The organism is Rhodanobacter sp. FW106-PBR-R2A-1-15 (genome assembly GCF_058789735.1).
Map to the genome: position 1 here is coordinate 1 of NZ_JBYTEM010000006.1, position 14,073 is coordinate 14,073.

The following is a 14,073-nucleotide window of genomic DNA, read 5'->3' on the forward strand; positions in this document are numbered from 1 at the left end:
GGAGTTATCGGTGGAAGCGTAAGAGGGGGATAAGAGACGGGGGCGATGCCTTTCGATGCACCGAAGAGCATCGCCCGCCAGCGGGCTCCTACGGTTCGGTTAAGCCAGCGCTATCCACAATTGCGACACATCACCACCTTCCGGGAATCCGATGAAACGCTTCATCCTTGCCCTGTCCGCCGTCGTGCTGACGCTGTCGCTGAACGCCGTGGCCCAGGCCGCCACCGGCCCGGCGCGCTCGCGGCTGGATGCGTTCGCCACCGGCCTGCATTCGCTCACCGGCCACTTCAGCCAGACCCTGACCGACCTCAATGGCCACACCCGCAAGAACAGCTCCGGCACGCTGGCGCTGCAGGCGCCGCGCCAGTTTCGCTGGGACACCACCGCGCCGTACAAGCAGACCATCGTCGCCGACGGCAGCCGGGTGTGGATGTACGACCCGGAACTGGAGCAGGTCACCGTGCGTATCCAGTCGAGCGAGGAGGCGCACAGCCCGCTCACCGTGCTGACCGACCTCAAGCAGATGGACCGCGACTTCAAGGTGGCCGAGCGGGGCGAGCACGACGGCCTGCTCTGGCTGCGGCTCAGTTCCACGGCGAAGGATCCGCAGTTCGACTATGCCGACCTCGGCTTCGACGCGAACGGCTTGGCCCGCATGAGCTTCCGCGACCAGCTCGGTTCCACCACCGAGATCCGCTTCTCCGGCTGGCAGCGCAACGTGCCGATTGCGCCGGACACCTTCAACTTCGTGCCACCGAAGGGTGCCGACGTGATCGGCGACGCGCCGGTGATCGACGTACAGCCGCTGAAGGATTGATGCGCCAGCCCTGCGGACGAGCGAAGCCAGCTGGCTGTTTCCAGCGCACGAGCAGAACATCTTCGCGCTCACCAGTCACACATGAGGCCGCTGCCCGGGTAGCGCGGAGAAGTTATGCAGGCCGCTTGCTGGTTATCTGCAGCAGGCCCCGCATGATCGCCAGTGGCGTGGGCGGGCAGCCGGCGACCACGGCATCCACCGGAATGATGGCACTGACCGGTCCGCGGGTCGCATAGTTGGCGCCGAACAGGCCGCCGCAGGCCGCGCAGTCCCCCACGGCGAGCACCCACTTGGGATCGGGCATCGCTTCATAGGTTTGCCTGAGTGCGTCTTCCATATTGACCGAGACCGGTCCGGTGACCAGCAGCAGGTCGGCATGGCGCGGACTGGCCACAAACCGGATGCCGGCGCCTTCCAGGTTGTAGTAGGCGTTGCTCAGCGCGTGGATTTCGAGCTCGCAACCATTGCAGGAGCCGGCGTCGACATGGCGAATGCACAAGGCGCGCCCGAACACCGCGTGCAGCTCACGCTGGATTGCAGTGGACGCCGTCTCGTCGGTATCCGGCACCGGATACGGCTCGCTCAGGCGGCCGGTTCGACGAATGCGTGAAAGGATATCGAACATGCGCGCTTACCCGTCGTGCCCGCTGTAGGAAAGGTTGAAGGATTTGTTGATCAGCGGGAAGTCCGCCACGATGTTGCCCAGAATGGCGACTTCGAGCAGCGGCCAGTTCTGCCACGAGGGATCATGCGCGCGGCAGCGCCGGATGCCACCGGCGGGGCCGGTTTCCAGCGCCAGCATGACCGGGCCGCGCCAGCCTTCGATCAGGCCGATGCCGAGCTGGCCGGCGGGCGCCACCGGCACGTCGCAGGCCAGCTCACCGGCTGGCAGCGCCTGCAGCCATTGCCGGCACAGCCGCAGTGATTGCAGCGTCTCCTCGAAGCGTACCTGCACGCGCGCCGCCACATCACCTTCGGTGCTGGTGGCCACTGCCGGCGACGAATGATCGTACGGCGACCATGGCTGGTCCACGCGCAGGTCGCGGGCGACGCCGGAAGCACGCCCGGCCAGGCCTATCGCTCCCAATGCAGCAGCCTGGGCGGGGGTCAAGCGGCCGGCACCAAGGAAACGATCCTGCAGGCCTTCGTGGCGAGCGTAGATTCCGCGCAGCTCGCCTACCGCGTGTTCCAGTGCCGCGATCTCGTCGAGCATGCCCGGCAGCGCGCGTGCCGGCAGGTCGCTGGCGACGCCGCCGGGTACCACAAAATCAAACAGGTAGCGTTGGCCGAACAGCTCCGCGTTGTGCCGCAAAAGCTGCTCTTTCAGGCTCGAAAACTGGGTCTGGCCGAAGGCAAAGCCGACATCGTTGGCCAGTCCGCCAAGATCGCCCAGATGATTGGCGATGCGTTCGCGTTCGAGCGCCAACCCACGCAGGACGAGGGCGCGCGGCGAGGGTGTGCTGGCGGTGATCGATTCCAGCGCGGCGCAATACGCCCAGCTGAAAGCCACCGTCGAATCGCCGCAGATATGGGCGGCCAGGCGGTGGGCGTCGCGCTGGGCCAGTGCCTCGAAGCGCTTGGCGATGCCCTTGTGCGTGTAACCGAGGCGAACCTCCAGGCGCAGCACCTTTTCGCCTACCACGGCCAGCTGGAAACGCCCCGGCTCGATGGTGCCGGCATGCACCGGCCCGGCGGTCATCTCGTGCACGCCGTCACCGCTGACCGGGATGAATGGATACGGCGAGCTGGTCACTGGCCAGGTCTGGGTCGCCGCGACGTCGCGGCGCAGTGGGAACACACCTTCCGGCCAGCCGCCGTGGCGCAACCACGGCCGTGTATCGCCGGCGTCGGCGCGGATGCCGAGCAGATCGTAGGTTGCGCGCTGCAGCCGCCCGGCCACCGGAAAGCGTGTGGCCAGCGAGGGGTAGATGGCCTGGTCGGCGGGCATCGCGTGCTCCACCACGACCAGCCGATCGCGCAGCAGGTAGGCCGCGTGCACGCGCAGGCACTGGTCGCGATCACGATCATCGCTGCCCCACAGCGACAGCAGGTCCGCACCTGCCTCGCGCATCGCATCCGCGGCCTCGCACCAGCGAGCGGCATCGACCTGTACGCGGCAGGCCGCCACGTTGGAGGGCAAGGGCACGCATTCGGTGTCGAGAAAGTCAGGCCACATGGGATTCATCCGATCAGGCTCGCGGCGAGCCGATACCACTGGGCCAGGGCCGGCGGTATGTACAGGCCGAGCATCAGCACGATCGACAGGTGCACAAACACAGGCACCAGTGCCGGCGGGTGCGGCAGGCGCCGTGCATCCGTTTCGCCGAATACCATCGGCTGCACCTTGAAGAAGATCGCGGCGAATGCCACGGCCAGGGCGATGAGCAGGAACGGTGTCGCCCACGGATGGTCGCGCATGGCCGTGATCAGGACCATGTATTCACTGGTGAATACGCCGAATGGCGGGGTGCCGAGGATCGCCAGCGAGCCCAGCATCAATCCCCAGCCGACGGTGGGACTCACCGCCAGCAGGCCGCGGATGCCGTCGATGCGCTGGGTGCCCGCGATCTGCGAGGCATGGCCAGCGGCGAAGAAGATCGCCGACTTGGTCAACGAGTGCACCGTCATGTGCAGCAGTGCGGCGAAATTTGCCAGCGGCCCGCCCATGCCGAACGCAAAGGTGATGATGCCCATGTGCTCGATCGAGGAGTAGCCAAACAGGCGCTTGATGTCGCGTTGACGCCACAGCAGGAACGCCGCCAGCACCGTCGAGAACAAACCGAACGCCATCAGCATGCGTCCGGGCAGCGCCGAGTGCATCGCGCCGGCCGCAAGGATCTTGCAACGGACCACGGCGTACATCGCCACGTTGAGCAGCAGCCCCGACAGCACCGCCGAGACCGGGGTGGGACCCTCCGCGTGGGCATCGGGCAGCCAGTTGTGCAGGGGGGCGAGACCGACCTTGGTGCCGTAGCCGACCAGCAGGAAGACGAACGCGAGCCCGATCACCGTCGGATCGAGCTGCCCTTTCGCCGCGTTGAGGTGGGTCCACAACAGCGCTCGCATGCCCTCGCCACCGAGCAGCCGCTCCGCCGCGAAGTACAACAGGATCGTGCCGAACAGCGCCAGCGCGATGCCGACGCCGCACAGGATGAAATATTTCCAGGCCGCCTCGATGCTGGCGCGGGTACGGTACAACGACACCAGCAGCACGGTGGACAGCGTCGCCGCCTCCATCGCGACCCACAGCAGCCCCATGTTGTTGGTCGACAGCGCCACCAGCATGGCGGCCATGAACAGCTGGTACATGCTGTGATAGAGCCGCAGGCGGTGCGTGTTGAGCCGGCCGTGATCCTGTTCGATACGCATGTAGGGGCGCGAAAACACTGCCGTGGTGAAGCCGATCAGCGCAGTCAGCGCGATCAGGAACACGTTGAACGGATCGACGAAGAACTGTTCGTGGGCCACGGTCATCGAACCCTGGCCGATGATCCTGAGTACCAGCGCCGCGGCGGCGATCAACGTCGCCAGGCTGATCACGACGTTGAGTTCGGCGGCGGAGCGCCGCGCGCCGAGCACGGCCAGCACGATCGCACCGAACAGGGGAGTACCCAGCACCCACGCAAGCTCCACGTCAGTCCTCCTTGAGTGCTTCGAGCTGATGCAGGTCGAGGCTGTCGAACTGCTCGCGGATCTGGAAGAAGAAGATGCCGAAAATGAACACGCCGACCAGCAGATCGAGCGCAATACCCAGCTCGATCACCATCGGCATGCCATAGGTCGTGCTGGTGGCGGCGAAGAACAAGCCGTTCTCCATCGACAGGAAACCGATCACCTGGGTCACCGCCTTGTGGCGGGCAATCATCATCAGGAAGGCCAGCAGGATCACCGCCATCGCGATGCCCAGCGTCTGTCGGGTGACCGTGGTGGCCAGCGAACTGATCGGCTGGGCCAGCCCGAACGCGAAGATCACCAGACCCAGCCCGACCAGCATCAGGGTGGGAATGTTCACCAGCGGATCGCTGTCGCCCTCGATGCCCAGGCGACGCATCAGCCGCAGCAGGATCCACGGCATCAGCCAGACCTTTTCGATCAGGGTCAGCGCGGCGGAGTAATACAGATGCTGCAGGTGCGCTGTGACGGCGACCAGCAGCGTGGACGCGGTCAGCACCACACCCTGCCAGGCCAGCAGCACGATCAGCCGCCGCGTCCGCCGCTGGGCGAGCATGGAGAACGAGATCATCAGCAGGCCGGCGGCGAGCACGTGCAGCAGCTGGGTGGCGAGGTTGAGTGGAGGCATCATTCAGGATTGCAGCAGAAGGTGAACGAGCAGGCCCAGCACGGCGAGCAGGAACGCCATGCTCAGGAACTCCGGCGCCCGGAAGATGCGCAGCTTGGCCGAGACCGTTTCAATCACCGCCAACACCGCGCCGGCGACGGCCAGTTTGGCCAGCAACCACACGATGGCAAGCAACGAACCCGATGGGCCGGCCGTGTGCGGCGCGATGCCCCAGGGCACGAACAGCGTGAAACCGATGCACGCATAGTTGAACAGCTTCAACCAGGACGCCCATTCGATGAGGGCCAGATGGCGCGCGGAATATTCCAGCACCATGGACTCATGGATCATGGTCACTTCAAGGTGCGTGCCGGGGTTGTCGATCGGAATACGGGCGTTCTCGGCCAGCAACACCATCACGAAAGCGACACCGGCGAAGGCCAGGCTCGGATGCAACGTCAGCCCGTCAGCGTCCAGGGTGCCTTTCACGATGGTGGGCAACGCCGTGCTGCCGAACATCAGAAACGCGTTGAACAACACCATCAGCAGCGCCGGCTCGGCGAGAAATCCGATCATCATCTCGCGTCGCGCGCCCATGCTGCCGAAGACCGTACCGATGTCCATCGCCGCCAGGGCGATGAACATGCGTGCCGTCGCGAACAGGCCGACCAACGCGATGGCGTCGGCCACCCGGGCGAGGGGCAGGTCGGTGGTCACCGAGGGAATGATCGCCGCCGCCGTGGCCATGGCGCCGAACACGGCGTAGGGCGTGGCGCGGAACAAGGGCGAGGCCTGCGTGGCCAGCGCCGCATCCTTGCGGAACAGCTTGCGCAAGGTGCGGTAGGGCAGCAGCAGGGAAGGGGCTGACCGACTCTGCAGCCAGGCCCGGCATTGGGCGACCCAGCCGGCCAACAGCGGTGCCAGTGCCACGGCCAGTACCACGCCGCCGAGCTGGCTGACGAGTGCGAGCGCGTTCACAGGACGAACACCAGCAAGACAATCAGGGTCAGGAAGCTGTACATCAGATAGATGGCCAGACGGCCACGCTGCAGCATGGACAGCGCATCGGCCAGCCAGCCGACGATGCGGGCCAGCGGAAGATACAGGCCATGCCAGAAGTGGTCATCGATCTGGATGCGGTAATGCGGGAACTGGTCATCCGCTGCAGGCAATTCGCGCTCGATGCGGAAAAACGGCCCGAACATGTGCCGGATCGGCTGACCGAATCCTTCGGCGGTGTCCTGCATGCGCGGGGTCAGCTCGGGGTAACCGCAATTCCACGGTGGCACCCGGCGCACACGACCGTGGTACATCCGCCGTACCAGGACGAACATCATCGCGATCACGCCGGCCATGCCCAACAGCAGCCACAGGCCATTGTAAGAAGCCTGCGCCTGCGCCACCGGAGCGATCCACCATGGCGCCGGGCCGCGCTGGATCACGGTGCCGAGCAGGGTCTGGGTCACGCCGGCGATGGCATCCAGCGCGACTTGCGGAAACACGCCGATGAGGATGCAGCCCAACGCCAACCAGGCCAGCCCCACCCGTTCCAGCCAACCTGCATCGTGGGCCTGCATCAGTGAAGGTTCGCGTGGCTGGCCGAGAAATATGACACCGTAGAACTTGACCATCACGTAGCCGGCCAGCGCGGCGGTGAGTGCCACCACGGCCGCGCCCAGCGGCACGATCATGTTGATGAACGCATGCGGGATGGACGGCGTGGACAGGAATGCCTGCAGCAGCAGCCATTCGGAAACGAAACCGTTGAGCGGTGGCAACCCGGCGAGGGACAGGGTGCCGACCAGGGCCAGCGTGGCGACCCATGGCATCCGCCGGATCAGCCCGCCGAGTTTGCCCAGGCTGCGCTCGCGGGTGGCGTGCAGCACCGAGCCGGTGGCGAGAAACAGCAGGCTCTTGAACAGTGCGTGGTTGAGTGCATGCAGCAACGCCGCGGCGAGTGCCAACGCCGCCAGCAGGCGCATGTCGAACGCGTAGCACAGCAGCGCCAGGCCAAGCGCAGCGAAGATCAGGCCGATGTTCTCGATGGAGGAATAGGCCAGCAACCGCTTCATGTCGGTCTGTACGGCAGCGAACACCGCACCGAACAGCGCCGTGACCAGTCCCACTGTCAGCGTCAGCATGCCCCACCACCATGGGCCGGCGTGGAGCAGATCGAAACTGATCCGCAACATGCCGTAGACCGCCACCTTGAGCATCAAGCCACTCATCATCGCGGACACCGGTGATGGCGCGGCCGGATGGGCTTCCGGCAGCCACACATGCAGGGGCACCAGGCCCGCCTTGGCACCGAAACCGAACAAGGCCAGCAGGAAGGCCGCCGCGGCCCAGGCCGGCGACAGGGTGGCTGCACGCATCGAGTCAAACGTCATCAGCCAGCTGCCGCCGTGCAGCACACCGAAGCAAAGCAGCAGTGCCAGTGCTCCCACGTGCGCCATCAGCAGGTACAGGAAGCCGGCGCGCTGGATCTCCGGGATACGGTGCTGGGTGGTCACCAGGAAATACGAACTGAGCGCCATCGTTTCCCACGCCACCATGAACAGATAGGCGTCATCGGCCAGCACGACCAGCGCCATGCTGGCCAGAAATACGTGGTACTGCAGGCAGAGCAGCCCCGGCGCCGTACCTTCGCCGTGCCGGAAGTAACCGGCGGCGAAGATCGAGATGCCAGCCCCCGCAGTTCCAAGCAGCAGCAAAAAGAAGCCTGACAGCGCATCCAGACGCACATGAAACGGCATGTCTGGAAGGCCGAAGGCAAGCACGCTGGTCTGCGCGGCAAAGCCCGTGCCCAGGGACACGGCGCCCATGCCGGCCACGCCCAGCGCGACCAACGCGCCCAGCGGAAACAGTGTGCGTGCGACCCAACCGATGCGATTGGACTGGACTAGGCCGAGTGCACCAATCAGCAACCACGAAGCGACCAGACCCAGCAACGCGGTCAGTGTTGTGGTTGCCGTCAGTGCACTTACCCCATGCATACGGTGGACTCGAGCAGGTCGCTGGCTGAGCGGCTGTTGAGCGGTACCGGCTGAACGTTTGTCATGATAATTTTATTATCATAAGATGATGGTTCAGTGTACAGCCGATGATACTCGCATGCCAACAGAAAGCCGTACGGCCCGCCTGACTGTCCTGATCGATCCACGCAAGAAGGCGGTGTTCGAGCGCTTGTGTGCAGGAGACGACACCACGCCGTCGCAGGTGGTGCGTCAGCTGATCCGGGACTATATCGAGCAGAAGTCCGGACACTCCTGGCAAAGCGAGTACGACCTTGCTGAAAAGACCGCGACTGCAGCCAAAAGGTCGCGGACGCGCTAGCGGCTGCCAGCGTCACCTGTCCATGCTATGGCTGCATGGGATGGGCCCGGACAGGACGACGGGAAACAGCGTGGCGGCGGCCCGATCGCCGCCCGGACAAACACGGGCTTCGTTGAGCACCCGAGGTGGCTGCATCGAGCTGGACAAGGCAGCCCTCATGCGGGCACGCATACCATGTCAGGAGTCAGCCGCCGGACGGACCTGTTGTGGTGGTTCAACGTGCCGGCTTGTCGCACTGAGCGGCTGTGTCAAATCTGTCAGCCGCACAACAGGTGCTGCTGCCGGATGCCGGTCGGCCTTCAGGGCCCTATCTGGCTCCGCTGGGGATCGGGTTACGGAACGGCATGGCCAACACCTGCAGCGGCATGGTGTTCCGCACCACCATGTCCTGGCCTCGCTCACCGGACTGTGTGGCGTGGGCTACAGCATCTACCGCCAGTACACGGTGACGGTGGGAATCCGCTCCGACTAAGTGTGACCGCCGCGCGGGGCGCGGCGGTCGTCGACCCGGCACGCGGCAGCGTGGCCCCGATAGCCGCCTGGCCACGCCATGGGGCAGCAGCGGCATGACGTATCATACGGGCATGCCCCGTCCCGTCCCCACACCCGGCGCCGGCCTGTTCGCCGAACCCGATGCGCTCAAGCCGCTGGCCGAACGCATGCGCCCGCGCAGCCTCGACGAGATCGTCGGCCAGCAGCGCCTGGTCGGCCCGGACAAGGCACTGCGCCGCGCGCTGGAGGCCGGCAAGATCCACTCGATGGTGCTGTGGGGGCCGCCCGGCTGCGGCAAGACTACGCTGGCGCTGCTGGTGGCGCGCTACGCCGACGCGGATTTCCGCGCGATTTCCGCCGTGCTGTCCGGCCTGCCGGACGTGCGCAAGGCGCTGGCCGAGGCCGAGCTGAACTTCGCGCAAGGGCGGCGCACGGTGCTGTTCGTCGACGAGGTGCACCGCTTCAACAAGACCCAGCAGGACGCATTCCTGCCGCACATCGAGCGCGGCGTGATCATCTTCATCGGCGCCACCACCGAGAACCCCTCGTTCGAGCTGAACTCCGCGCTGCTCTCGCGCTGCCGCGTGCATGTGCTGGAGCCGGTGTCCACCGGCGACATCATCGCGGCGCTGAAGCGCGCACTGGTGGACGACGAACGCGGCCTCGGCGCGCTGCAGCTGCAGGTGAGCGAGGAGGCACTGGACTCGATCGCCCAGGCCGCCGATGGCGACGTGCGCCGTGCGCTGACCCTGCTGGAAATCGCCGCCGAGCTGGCCGAAGACCGCCGCATCGACGAAGCGACCCTGATCCAGGTACTGGCCGACCGCACCCGTCGCTTCGACAAGCAGGGCGAGCAGTTCTACGACCAGATCTCGGCGTTGCACAAGTCGGTGCGCTCGTCCGATCCCGACGCGGCGGTGTACTGGCTGTGCCGCATGCTCGACGGTGGCGTCGACCCCCTGTACCTGGCCCGGCGCATGACCCGCATGGCGGTGGAGGACGTCGGCCTGGCCGAGCCGCGCGCCTGGCGCATGGCGCTGGATGCGTGGGATACCTACGAGCGCCTGGGCAGCCCGGAGGGCGAACTGGGCCTGGCCCAGCTGGCGATCTGGTTGGCTGTCGCGCCGAAGAGCAACGCCGCCTACATGGCCTACAACAAGGCCCGCGATGCGGTGCGCCAGGGCGGCACGCTGGAGGTGCCGATGCACCTGCGCAACGCGCCCACCAAATTGATGAAGGGCCTCGGCTACGGCAAGGGCTACCAGTACGACCACGACGCCGAAGGCGGCATCGCGCTGGACCAGCAATGCCTGCCCGACGCGCTGGCCGGCAGCATCTTCTACGAACCGGTCGAGCGCGGCCTGGAGCTGCAGCTGCGCGAAAAGCTGCTGGCCCTGCGCGCCGCCCGCGCCAAGGCGCGCAAGGCGTAGGAGCCCTGCTCGCGGGCGATGTCCTCCCCCGAGCGATAGTGCTGCACACCGATCGTCGGCGGGATGCTGGCTGGCGCCGCCATGGCTTGGTGGCTGGGCCGCCGCGGACGCTGGCTGATCAGTTCGTTCCGATGCTTTGCTCCCTCCCCTGCGTGCAGCAGGGGAGGGCTGGGGAGGGGTGAAGCCTCTCACGCCGCCCGAACTCGCATTGCGGCCACCACCACGCGGCAGCGATAATTCACGGTTCAAGCCTTCACCCGGACTTCGATCATGCTGGATCCCGCCCTGCTGCGTTCGCACCTTGCCGAAACCGCCGCGCGCCTCGCTGAAACCCGCGGCTACACGCTCGACGTGGCCGCGGTCGAGTCGCTGGAGAGCACGCGCAAGCAGCTGGCGACCGAAACGCAGGAGCTGCAGAACCTGCGCAACACGCATTCCAAGGCGATCGGCCAGGCCAAGGCGAAAGGCGAGGACACCACATCGTTGATGGCCGAAGTCGCCGGCATCGGCGACAGGCTCAAGGCGAACGAGGTCCAGCTTGCCGAGGTGCAGGCGAAGCTGGCCGGGGTCGCCTTGGGCATCCCGAACATCCCGCACGCCTCCGTGCCGGTCGGCAAGGACGAACACGACAATGTCGAAGTCGCCCGCTGGGGCACGCCGCGCGAGTTCGCGTTCGCGGTGAAGGACCACGTCGAGCTGGGCGAGCGCCACGGCTGGCTCGACGGCGACGCCGGCGCCAAGCTGTCCGGCGCGCGCTTCACCGTGTTGCGCGGCCAGCTCGCCCATCTGCATCGCGCGCTCGGCCAGTTCATGCTGGATCTGCACACCGGCGAGCACGGCTACCTCGAATGCAACGTGCCGGTGATCGTCAACGCCGACAGCATGCAGGGCACCGGCCAGCTGCCGAAGTTCGAGGACGACCTGTTCGCCACCGACGTCGGCGAAACCAAGCGCTACCTGATCCCCACCGCCGAAGTCCCGCTGACCAACCTGGTGCGCGACACCATCCAGGACGCCGGCGCGCTGCCGCTGCGCATGACCGCGCACACGCTGTGCTTCCGCGCCGAGGCCGGCAGCTACGGCCGCGACACCCGCGGCATGATCCGCCAGCACCAGTTCGAGAAAGTCGAGATGGTGCAGATCGCCCGCGCCGACCAGTCGCATGCGCAACTGGAGGAAATGGTCGGCCACGCCGAGAAGGTGCTGCGGAAACTCGGCCTGCCGTACCGCAAGGTGCTGTTGTGCAGCGGCGACATGGGCTTCACCGCCGTCAAGACCTACGACCTCGAAGTGTGGCTGCCCAGCCAGCAGACCTACCGCGAGATCTCCAGCTGCTCCAACTGCGAAGACTTCCAGGCGCGCCGCCTGCAGGCCCGCGTGCGCAACCCGGATACCGGCAAGCCCGAGCTGGTGCACACGCTCAACGGCTCCGGCCTCGCCATCGGCCGCACCCTGATCGCGGTGATGGAGAACTATCAGAACGCCGACGGCTCGATCGACGTGCCCGAGGTGCTGCGCCCGTACCTGGCCGGTCTGGACAGCATCACGTGAACACGCCGGCATCCGGGCAAGGCCACTGGGGCAGGGTGGAGTTCTACACCAGCTTCTTCCTGCTGGCAGTGCTGGCCACGGTGATCGGCATGCGCCTCGGCTTCGATGGCGTATGGCGGATGCCGGTGCTGGATCTCGACCTGTCCGTGGTAGCCATGGCGCTGGTGCTCGCCAGCTTCTGGTTCGCCCGCCACAGCCGCCGCCGGCGCCTCGCCATCGTCGCCTTCGCCAGCGCCACCCAACTGGTGCCGATGGTCGTGCGCGAACCGATACTGCTGGTGCCGCTGCTTGGTGCGCTGATTCCGGTAGCGATCCTGGTGGTTTGCCTGGTGGCGCTGTCGAAGAAGGGCAGCAGCGGCCGTCCGTCGCAGGGTTCCTGATAGACTCGTCGCGTCGTCGGCAGTGCAAGGCTGCCATGCAAGGTTCTACGGAGAGATGGCCGAGCGGTTTAAGGCACCGGTCTTGAAAACCGGCGAAGGGTCAAACCTTCCGTGGGTTCGAATCCCACTCTCTCCGCCATCCTCAAGGGGAAAGTGAACCTGACCCCGTTCTTGGATCTCAACTCGCATCCCCCGACCCTGCAGACTAGCCGACGCATGCTCGATGCTTTCCTTCCCATCCGTGCAGGACTGGGGTTGGACACGCTTTGTCCGTCGATGACATGATCGCCATTTTTCGGGCTCGCCAGTTCGCTTGATTCTTACCATCCATCCCCAGCGCTCCGCACCTGCGGGGCGTTTTCGTTAGGCGTCGGGATGCGCCTACAGGCTCTCCGCTCCGCGTAGGGCGCCAGTTGGCTAGGAGGTCGAAGGAGAAGTACTTCGCGCAGTGGACTCTGCGGGGCATGCCTAAGAGGGTAGGGCGGTGCGGCGACGTTCGAGGGTGCTGGTTACAGCATGCCGGAGCTTGCTTAGGGCACGAAAAAGCCCGCCGGAGCGGGCTTGGTAAGCCTTTGGCGCGGTATCAGTGCGCCAAGTTGGCCATTATCGGGCCCAGATACTGTTGGACGAGCCAAGCGATGCCGCCGAACACAGACCCGAAAACCCCCACTAACGTGACGACCACGCCCCACAGGATCCATGTCTTGGTGGCAACATGCTTCATGTCGCTTTTCAGAGAGCTAACATCGGCCGTTATTGTCGTGATCGACGCTTCGATACGACCTACGCGACCGGCCAGATCTGCGATGAACTGGTCAGACATCCCGCCTCCTGAGCCGTTGTCCGGCGCCTGGCTGTTGTAAGTGTACTGCGCCCCATTTGGGAACATGCTCGACAGGTTAACTGTGAGCGTTCGCATCCCGTTTGGGCCCGTGTTGTAGTCCGCGAAGATCGGCGGAGGCGTCAGTACCTGAACGAGTTGAGCGCTGTCATTTTGGGACATTGGCCTAGGCCTTTGCCGCCTTTTCAGCATTCTTCTGGTCAAAGAATGCCTTCATGCGCACAAGCGCTTCGCCAAAGCCCTCAAGCTGGGAGCGTTGCATAGAGATGGTGGCCAGATTGTGACGTTCAACCTTGAACGTCATCTTGGCCTCGGCCCCTTCAGCTAGGTGACTTCCCGGCGCGTCGCCTGGCTGCGCCTTCACGATCGCAGACGAATCCTCGGTGGGAACAGCCACGTCACGAAAGAAGGTGACGTGCATCATGTTGTCCGGCGTAGGGCCGTTAAGTGTTATGCCAGTTGCAACCGCTGCCACGTAGCCCGGAGCTTCAACGTGCTTGATCGGCTCTTTTCGTTCCACTTGTTCCATCGTTATTTCCCCTGTGCTGCGCTAGCGATGATAAGGATCTCGCCCCGCCAAGTATGTAGGCGGAAGGAAGTTTTTCTGAAAATTCGGTCAAGACGCTCTCGGCCGATTGATGCGTAGGCGGAGAGCGTTATCCACGCCCGATAGCTCTACCACCCAGCTCCTTCTCGGTAGCTCGGACCAGCTCAGTAGCCGTCGTGCCCAGCGCTTCGGCCACAGCAATCAAGGTGGTGATCGTCGGCTGTCGAACACCGCGTTCCATCCTAGAAATGAACGTTCGATCGACACCTGCTCGGTGCGCAAGCTCCTCCTGGCTGACCCCCGCATCTGATCTATAACGCTGGAGAACCTGTCCGAAGAGCGTGCTGATGTCAGAAGGCTGGGACGTTACCATGCAGGCAATTTCGTGACATTGTGGCCT

At 65.3% G+C, this 14,073-nt stretch carries 14 protein-coding genes and 1 tRNA gene; 6 read left to right on the top strand and 9 right to left on the bottom strand.

Annotated features, from left to right (window positions below; translation table 11 throughout):
- Window positions 1-151 precede the first annotated feature (151 nt).
- On the top strand, window positions 152-817 hold the full coding sequence (gene lolA / locus AC3WTD_RS04935; RefSeq protein WP_027492725.1) for an outer membrane lipoprotein periplasmic chaperone LolA: 666 nt from the start codon (window positions 152-154) through the stop codon (window positions 815-817).
- Between the two features lie 112 nt (window positions 818-929).
- Here the strand turns inward: lolA and AC3WTD_RS04940 are convergent, their stop codons facing one another.
- Genes AC3WTD_RS04940 through hyfB form a run of 6 tightly spaced genes read right to left on the bottom strand, consistent with a single transcriptional unit; the run spans window position 930 to window position 8,092 of the window.
- The gene (locus AC3WTD_RS04940; RefSeq protein WP_027492726.1) at window positions 930-1,442 is read right to left on the bottom strand and encodes an NADH-quinone oxidoreductase subunit B family protein; all 513 of its coding nucleotides are present in this window, start codon (window positions 1,440-1,442) and stop codon (window positions 930-932) included.
- Window positions 1,443-1,448: 6 nt separating this feature from the next.
- Window positions 1,449-2,993, bottom strand: a complete 1,545-nt coding sequence (locus AC3WTD_RS04945) for a hydrogenase large subunit (protein WP_492613084.1) — start codon at window positions 2,991-2,993, stop codon at window positions 1,449-1,451.
- A 5-nt stretch (window positions 2,994-2,998) separates the two neighbouring features.
- On the bottom strand, window positions 2,999-4,450 hold the full coding sequence (locus AC3WTD_RS04950) for a hydrogenase 4 subunit F (protein ID WP_235642131.1): 1,452 nt from the start codon (window positions 4,448-4,450) through the stop codon (window positions 2,999-3,001).
- Between the two features lies 1 nt (window position 4,451).
- Entirely contained in the window at window positions 4,452-5,120 is a 669-nt protein-coding gene (locus tag AC3WTD_RS04955; protein WP_027492728.1) for a formate hydrogenlyase, read from the bottom strand.
- The gene (locus tag AC3WTD_RS04960; protein ID WP_492613085.1) at window positions 5,121-6,074 is read right to left on the bottom strand and encodes a respiratory chain complex I subunit 1 family protein; all 954 of its coding nucleotides are present in this window, start codon (window positions 6,072-6,074) and stop codon (window positions 5,121-5,123) included.
- Entirely contained in the window at window positions 6,071-8,092 is a 2,022-nt protein-coding gene (hyfB, locus tag AC3WTD_RS04965; protein ID WP_492613086.1) for a hydrogenase 4 subunit B, read from the bottom strand. The genes AC3WTD_RS04960 and hyfB overlap by 4 nt, the downstream gene beginning before the upstream one ends.
- Window positions 8,093-8,210: 118 nt before the next feature.
- Between hyfB and AC3WTD_RS04970 the strand changes: the two genes are divergently transcribed.
- The 5 genes from AC3WTD_RS04970 to AC3WTD_RS04990 all read left to right on the top strand — a co-directional run bounded on the left by AC3WTD_RS04970 (window position 8,211) and on the right by AC3WTD_RS04990 (window position 12,424).
- Complete coding sequence (locus AC3WTD_RS04970; protein ID WP_027492731.1) at window positions 8,211-8,432, top strand: hypothetical protein; 222 nt, start codon at window positions 8,211-8,213, stop codon at window positions 8,430-8,432.
- A 584-nt stretch (window positions 8,433-9,016) separates the two neighbouring features.
- A complete protein-coding gene (locus tag AC3WTD_RS04975; protein ID WP_492613087.1) occupies window positions 9,017-10,354 on the top strand; it encodes a replication-associated recombination protein A in 1,338 nt (445 codons plus the stop codon).
- A gap of 270 nt (window positions 10,355-10,624) precedes the next feature.
- A complete protein-coding gene (gene serS, locus AC3WTD_RS04980; RefSeq protein ID WP_492613088.1) occupies window positions 10,625-11,905 on the top strand; it encodes a serine--tRNA ligase in 1,281 nt (426 codons plus the stop codon).
- Window positions 11,902-12,285: a hypothetical protein gene (locus AC3WTD_RS04985; RefSeq protein WP_027492734.1), complete on the top strand. Its 384-nt coding sequence runs from the start codon at window positions 11,902-11,904 to the stop codon at window positions 12,283-12,285. The genes serS and AC3WTD_RS04985 overlap by 4 nt, the downstream gene beginning before the upstream one ends.
- A 49-nt stretch (window positions 12,286-12,334) precedes the next feature.
- Window positions 12,335-12,424 (top strand) — tRNA-Ser (locus AC3WTD_RS04990).
- A gap of 444 nt (window positions 12,425-12,868) precedes the next feature.
- Here AC3WTD_RS04990 and AC3WTD_RS04995 read toward each other — a convergent pair.
- The 3 genes from AC3WTD_RS04995 to AC3WTD_RS05005 form a co-directional block, all read right to left on the bottom strand.
- A complete protein-coding gene (locus AC3WTD_RS04995) occupies window positions 12,869-13,108 on the bottom strand; it encodes a hypothetical protein (RefSeq protein WP_492613089.1) in 240 nt (79 codons plus the stop codon).
- 184 nt (window positions 13,109-13,292) lie between these two features.
- Entirely contained in the window at window positions 13,293-13,655 is a 363-nt protein-coding gene (locus AC3WTD_RS05000) for a hypothetical protein (RefSeq protein WP_492613090.1), read from the bottom strand.
- A 127-nt stretch (window positions 13,656-13,782) separates the two neighbouring features.
- A complete protein-coding gene (locus AC3WTD_RS05005; protein WP_492613091.1) occupies window positions 13,783-14,046 on the bottom strand; it encodes a helix-turn-helix domain-containing protein in 264 nt (87 codons plus the stop codon).
- Between the last annotated feature and the right edge of the window lie 27 nt (window positions 14,047-14,073).

Bases quoted from the DNA above. Each gene is read 5' to 3' on its own strand.
- lolA (WP_027492725.1), top strand. From the start codon at position 152: ATGAAACGCTTCATCCTTGCCCTGTCCGCCGTCGTGCTGACGCTGTCG.
- AC3WTD_RS04940 (WP_027492726.1), bottom strand. From the start codon at position 1,442: ATGTTCGATATCCTTTCACGCATTCGTCGAACCGGCCGCCTGAGCGAG.
- AC3WTD_RS04945 (WP_492613084.1), bottom strand. From the start codon at position 2,993: ATGTGGCCTGACTTTCTCGACACCGAATGCGTGCCCTTGCCCTCCAAC.
- AC3WTD_RS04955 (WP_027492728.1), bottom strand. From the start codon at position 5,120: ATGATGCCTCCACTCAACCTCGCCACCCAGCTGCTGCACGTGCTCGCC.
- hyfB (WP_492613086.1), bottom strand. From the start codon at position 8,092: ATGCATGGGGTAAGTGCACTGACGGCAACCACAACACTGACCGCGTTG.
- AC3WTD_RS04970 (WP_027492731.1), top strand. From the start codon at position 8,211: ATGCCAACAGAAAGCCGTACGGCCCGCCTGACTGTCCTGATCGATCCA.
- AC3WTD_RS04975 (WP_492613087.1), top strand. From the start codon at position 9,017: ATGCCCCGTCCCGTCCCCACACCCGGCGCCGGCCTGTTCGCCGAACCC.
- serS (WP_492613088.1), top strand. From the start codon at position 10,625: ATGCTGGATCCCGCCCTGCTGCGTTCGCACCTTGCCGAAACCGCCGCG.
- AC3WTD_RS04995 (WP_492613089.1), bottom strand. From the start codon at position 13,108: ATGTCTGACCAGTTCATCGCAGATCTGGCCGGTCGCGTAGGTCGTATC.
- AC3WTD_RS05000 (WP_492613090.1), bottom strand. From the start codon at position 13,655: ATGGAACAAGTGGAACGAAAAGAGCCGATCAAGCACGTTGAAGCTCCG.
- AC3WTD_RS05005 (WP_492613091.1), bottom strand. From the start codon at position 14,046: ATGGTAACGTCCCAGCCTTCTGACATCAGCACGCTCTTCGGACAGGTT.